General features: G+C 62.8%; 2 protein-coding genes. Both read left to right on the top strand.

Annotation, left to right across the window (positions count from 1 at the left end; translation table 11 throughout):
* Positions 1 to 135 precede the first annotated feature (135 nt).
* A complete protein-coding gene (locus KPL81_RS20525; protein ID WP_219793714.1) occupies positions 136 to 993 on the top strand; it encodes a tyrosine-type recombinase/integrase in 858 nt (285 codons plus the stop codon).
* Positions 986 to 2,137, top strand: coding sequence for an IS91 family transposase (locus KPL81_RS20520; RefSeq protein WP_219793713.1), 1,152 nt, complete (start codon positions 986 to 988; stop codon positions 2,135 to 2,137). The genes KPL81_RS20525 and KPL81_RS20520 overlap by 8 nt, the downstream gene beginning before the upstream one ends.
* Positions 2,138 to 2,468 lie beyond the last annotated feature (331 nt).

Below are 2,468 nucleotides of genomic sequence, written 5' to 3'. Positions count from 1 at the left end.
CGCGCAGTCCAATCACTGTTGAACTAAACCGCTTCGCGGTAGCTGTCCGGTAAGCCGTCGTCGAGGCACGTCTTTTGCCTCATCGCACCACACTGTTCTTTGACCCACGTGGGTCAGAGAACAGGAGTGATGACGATGACTGCCTTGCGACAGAAGATGGTCGAGGCCATGCGTCAGCGTGGCTTTGCCCAACGTACCCATACGACCTACTTGATGGTGATCACGGAGCTGGCGGGCTACTTCCACCGCTCGCCTGACACGTTGAGCACCGATGACTTGCAGCACTTTTTTCATCACCTGGTCCAGGAGCGCGGTTTGTCCGCCGCCAGCTGCCGCGTCTACCTATACGGTGTGCGGTTCCTCTACCTGCAAGTGCTGCACTGGCCATCAGTGGAGGTATCGCTGGTGGTGCCAAAGGCACCGCAGCGCATTCCGGAACTGCTGACGCGCGACGAGGTGAGGCGGATCCTGGCCGCGTGCCACAACCCCAAGCATCGCATGATGCTCGAACTGTGCTATGGCTGCGGACTACGCGTGAGCGAGGTCTGCCACTTGCGGGTCAGCGACATCGACAGCCAGCGTGGCCAGCTGCGAGTCGTGCAGGGCAAGGGCGCGAAGGATCGCATGGTACTGCTAACGGCGACCCTGATTGATCGCTTGCGCGATTACTGGCGAGCCTATCGACCGCGAACCTGGTTGTTTCCGAGTGCCCTATTCCCGGATCGTGCGCTGCATCTGAGTGCGCTACAGAGGGCCTTTAGCAAGGCCAAGCGGCAGGCCGGTGTCGACCGCATCGGAGGCATCCACAGCCTGCGCCATGCCTATGCCACGCATGTGCTGGAACAGGGGCTGCCGGTGCATCAGCTGCAGCGTCTGCTAGGCCACCGCAGCGTCCAGTCGACGATGCGCTATATGCACTGGCTGCCGGGCCAGCAGGGGGCCGGCCAGGGCCCCATCGACTTGGTCGCTGGCCTGGAGGTGGGGCATGGCTAAGACCGCCACTCTGCAACAGGCCCTGGTGCGTTTTCTCAACCCGACCGATCTCGATCGCCAGCGCCAACGGGTATGCCACCACCTGCTGGCCTGTCGTACCGAGGCGATGGGCGGCATGATCCTGCAGTGTACAGACTGCGACCACCAACAGCCGCACTACTTCGGCTGTCGTGATCGCCACTGCCCACAGTGCCAGGGCCGTGCCATGCACCAGTGGGCCGAGCGTCAGCAAGCGAATATCCTGCCGGTGCGCTACTACCATGTCGTGTTCACGTTGCCCCATAGCCTCAACGGCTGGGTTCAGCTGCATCCCGAGGTGATCCACCGGCTGCTGTTCCAGAGCGCCTGGCAGACGCTGCGCGCCTTCGGCCGCGACCCCAAACGCCTCGGCGGCGCCATGGGCATGAGCGCTGTGCTCCATACCTGGGGCCAGAACCTGAGCCAGCATGTGCATCTGCACTGCCTGGTCCCTGGCGGTGCCTTGGGCGACGATGGCCGCTGGCATGGGGCACGTAGCCATTACCTGTTCCCGGTGCGGGCCCTGTCGCGCCACTTCCGCGGCCATCTGGTGAGGGCTCTGCGCCGGGCGGCGAATGCCGGCGAGCTCCATCGAGTCACTCGTCCCGGTGACGTGGATGACCAGCTCAATGCCCTGATGGCCACCGAGTGGGTGGTCTACAGCAAGGACTGCCTCGAGCACACCCAAGCCGTGGTCCGTTACCTGGCACGCTACACCCGTCAGATCGCCATCAGTAACGCTCGCATCCTCGCCGTGGACGATCATCAGGTCACCCTGCGCTACAAGGACTATCTTGACCGTGACCGCCACAAACGGCTCGTCCTCGAAGGCGAAGAATTCGTGCGCCGCTTCCTGCTCCACGTGCTGCCCAAGGGGCTGATGCGAGTCCGTCACTACGGCTTTCTGGCCAATCGCTGCCGGCGACGACGCCTGGCACAGATCCGCCAGGCGTTGGCGGACGTTGAAACGGCGCCAGATACTGATAATACCGAAAGCGCCAAGGAGCCAATCTACACCTGCCCGCACTGCCGGCGACCGACGCTACGGGTAATCGGGTCCCTCGCACCTCGGCGACCCACCCTCGGCGGACCACCCAACCACAGGGGGCAACGCTATCGAGCATGAGGTAACGCCAGACACACCACGGAGTTGGCCAGTCAACGGACTCGACGCTCCGGCCCGCTGGCGGGCCGCGGTGGTACTCGTCCTGACGATGGCTTTTGACCAGCCGGCGCGTTACGTTGGGATAAATTGGGCCAGTAGGGGACCAAGATCATGACCCAAGATACTGCCCGGACGTGTCACAACAGCTCCGTGCGCAGGCGACTTGATGCTCCAGGCCGCACTCCGGCCGATACAATACCCTATAGAAGCGGCATCGCAGCCTGAAGGACGGCTTAGTCCAACAGGCATTTATTCGCCATGCTGCGCACAGCGAATAAATGCTGAACAGTTA

The sequence above is a fragment of the Billgrantia antri genome (assembly GCF_019430905.1).
In the GTDB taxonomy this organism is placed as follows: Bacteria; Pseudomonadota; Gammaproteobacteria; order Pseudomonadales; family Halomonadaceae; genus Halomonas; species Halomonas antri.
This window is presented reverse-complemented; position numbering and strand designations above follow the sequence as displayed.

Bases quoted from the DNA above. Each gene is read 5' to 3' on its own strand.
- KPL81_RS20520 (WP_219793713.1), top strand. From the start codon at position 986: ATGGCTAAGACCGCCACTCTGCAACAGGCCCTGGTGCGTTTTCTCAAC.
- KPL81_RS20525 (WP_219793714.1), top strand. From the start codon at position 136: ATGACTGCCTTGCGACAGAAGATGGTCGAGGCCATGCGTCAGCGTGGC.